Origin of the sequence: Mycobacterium sp. (assembly GCF_049802695.1) — a bacterium.
In the GTDB taxonomy this organism is placed as follows: Bacteria; Actinomycetota; Actinomycetes; order Mycobacteriales; family Mycobacteriaceae; genus Mycobacterium.
Window position 1 is genome coordinate 1 of record NZ_JBARMY010000389.1, and the last position, 2,923, is coordinate 2,923.

Annotated in this window: 2 protein-coding genes and 1 pseudogene; 2 read left to right on the plus strand and 1 reads right to left on the minus strand. The window is 61.7% G+C overall.

Annotated features, from left to right (window positions below; genetic code table 11):
- Positions 1 to 57: 57 nt before the first annotated feature.
- A complete protein-coding gene (locus tag WA317_RS15830; protein ID WP_425173932.1) occupies positions 58 to 1,146 on the plus strand; it encodes an NmrA family NAD(P)-binding protein in 1,089 nt (362 codons plus the stop codon).
- A 57-nt stretch (positions 1,147 to 1,203) separates the two neighbouring features.
- Here WA317_RS15830 and WA317_RS15835 read toward each other — a convergent pair.
- Positions 1,204 to 1,613: pseudogene (locus WA317_RS15835) on the minus strand (DUF4436 family protein).
- Positions 1,614 to 1,925: 312 nt separating this feature from the next.
- Here WA317_RS15835 and WA317_RS15840 point away from each other — a divergent pair.
- Positions 1,926 to 2,923: adenylate/guanylate cyclase domain-containing protein (locus WA317_RS15840; RefSeq protein ID WP_425173931.1), on the plus strand; the 998-nt coding region annotated here is incomplete at its 3' end.

The following is a 2,923-nucleotide window of genomic DNA, read 5'->3' on the forward strand; positions in this document are numbered from 1 at the left end:
GGCCAACGCCACGATCATCGAACGTCTGTGACGCTCGGTGAACGGGGACCGCTAGCGATGTCATCTGACAGCATCTCGAGAATCTTTGTCATAGGCGGCACCGGAGCCCAGGGCATTCCTATCATTCGTGCCCTGGTTTCCGACAAGAAGTACTCCGTTCGATTCCTCAGCCGCGACCCTGCCTCGCGACGAGCCGCCGATCTCCTCGCGCTCGACAATGTCTCGGTCCTGGAAGGCTCCTTCGATGACGAAGCCATCCTGCGGGAAGGATTCCGCGGTTGTGACGGAGCATTCGTCAACATCGACGGGTTCAACACCGGCGAGAAAGCCGAAACCTACTGGGCGATCCGCACTTACGAGATAGCTCTCGAAGAGGGAGTCAAATTCTTCGTCTATGGAAACCTGGACTACGGGCTCAAGAAATCGGGATATGACTCTAGGTTCCGCACCGGCCATTACGACGGCAAGGGACGCGTGGGTGAGTGGATCTTGTTTCAGAATCAGGTGAATAAGGGTCGGATGGGAGCAGCACTCTTCACGACGGGTCCGTACATCGAGATGGTGGTTTCGCGCGGGACGCCCATGACGCCCAGTGTGGAGGACGGTGTCGTAACTTGGCGAGTGCCACTCGGCGAGGGCGCCGTGCCGCATGTGTCACTTGAGGATTGCGGATACTACGTTCGCTGGCTCTTCGACCATCCCGAGCGCGCCAACGGCATGAACCTTGAAGTCGCTATCGACGACATCGCCTACGCTGATCTCGCCGCCGCATTCGAGAAGGTCACCGGGCATCCAGCGCGCTACATCGACACCGATCTAGAGACGTACTGGAGAAACGGTCCGCTCAGTCCGCTCGCGCATGCGCCTGCCGGGTACAACGCGGACCCAAATGACAAAAGCACCATGAGCATTCGCGATAACTTCACAGGATTCTGGAATCTGTGGAAGCACCGGGTCGTCGAGCGAAATTACGCTCTGCTCGACGAGATCCACCCGAATCGGATTAAAAGTGCCGAGGATTGGTTCAGGAGAGAAGAGCAGTTAGGGCAAAAGCTGGGCAAAGGCAGCCTGTGGGACCGGGTTCAGCCAGAGAACCAGACTCCGATTCTCAAGATCGGTGAGGATATGAGGACGGGGAAGCTTTAGATTGAAGCGCAGGGGGTTCTGCCGTCCACTTTGCTTCCGTGGCCGCGCGCTGTGCGCTCAGGTCTGAGATGTCGATCGCACCCAGGCCGCGATGTAGAGCAGCATCGAGATCACTAAAGCCACCATCGCCCACAGCACGATCGTGAGATCGATCCAGCTTCCGAACGCGGGCGAGCCCGGAAGTGCGTTTCTCAGCGGTACCACCGCGAAAAGCATGGCTGCGTACCAGGTTGTCATCGGCGCCTGAAACCTGCGTGGGTCACGAATTGTCTGAATCGCAACGAATAGGCCAACTGTCGCGATCGCAACGAAGATGCACAGGATGACGATCGCGAGAGCATCGTGCTCGGTGAGCGTTGCAATTGTACTTCATAAGGTGACGAAGCATTGGCGTTGGTCACGCGAGCTACGTGGACTTTCCAGCCGGTCAGACCATCGACCAATGTCAGGCTGGCGCGTTCGGGCATTTGCTCAGGGCCCGTGACACCAAACTGCGCGAAGTCGCCCGCGAAATATTGGTCCAGATACAGACTAAGTCCTAAAGACACGCGACGGGATTGCGGCCCTCGACTTTGGTCAACGCGCTGGAGCAGCGCGGCGGCCGGTATCGTCTGCAGACGATTTGCGAGGGCGGCGGTGTAGCCAACCCGACCATCATCGAACGACTCGGCTAGGCGGCGCTGACGCAACCACCGATGATCGCGGTCTGAATCGGCTTTTTGCGGCGTCTGGCGTCCTATGCTGGTGAACCGGGAACCCGGGGGCCGGCGGAGGGTCGGATGACCGCAGCGACCGCGTGCCGCACGTGTGGTACCGAACCGCGGCAGGGCGCTCGATTCTGTGATGCCTGCGGTGCACCCGTCACCCAGCAGGACATCCGCGCGGAGTACAAGCAGGTAACCGTCCTGTTCGCCGATGTGGTGCACTCCATGGACATCGCTGCGGCGGGGGGTCCGGAGCGGCTCCGCGAGATCATGGCCGATCTCGTCGACCGCTGCGCGGCAGAGGTGCAGCGGTATGGCGGCACGGTCGACAAGTTCACCGGTGACGGGATCATGGCGGTGTTCGGGGCGCCGGTGGCGTTGGAGGATCACGCTTTTCGTGCCTGCCTGGCTGCGTTGGGAGTTCAGGAGGAGGCCAAACGGCTTGCCGTCGACGCGCGGGAGCGCGATGGTGCCGATCTGCAGTTGCGGGTGGGACTGAACTCCGGCGAGGTGATTGCCGGTGAGATCGGTTCTGGGGCTTTAGGTTACACCGCCGTCGGTGAGCAGGTCGGCATGGCGCAACGGATGGAGGCGGTGGCCCCGCCTGGCGGGGTGATGCTCAGCGCATCCACCGCGAGGCTGGTCGAGGGCGTTGCGACTCTCGGCGAAGCTGAGCTGGTTTCCATTAAGGGTGCCGACAAACCGGTGCCTGGTCGCTGGCTGTTGGGCATGGCGGAACGACCGGCCGTCGGACGCGCTGAGTCAAATCTTGTTGGTCGTCGGTGGGAACTGTCCGCCATTGAGAGCTTGTTGGACCGCGCCGTCGACGGCTATGGCGCGGTGGTCACCGTGGTGGGATCACCAGGTATCGGCAAGAGCCGCCTCGTTCGTGAGGTGGCGGCAATCGCTGCTTGTCGCGGAGTCGACGTGTTCAGCGCCTACTGCGAATCGCACGCCACCGACATTGGCTTCCACGTCGTGGCGCGGCTGCTGCGGGCAGCCATAGGCGTGGGCGATCTGGACGGCCCGGCCGCGCGTCAGCGTGTGCGCTCGCGGGTGCCGGATGCCGACCC

Coding starts and splice junctions, on each gene's coding strand:
- WA317_RS15830 (WP_425173932.1), top strand. CDS start 58: ATGTCATCTGACAGCATCTCGAGAATCTTTGTCATAGGCGGCACCGGA.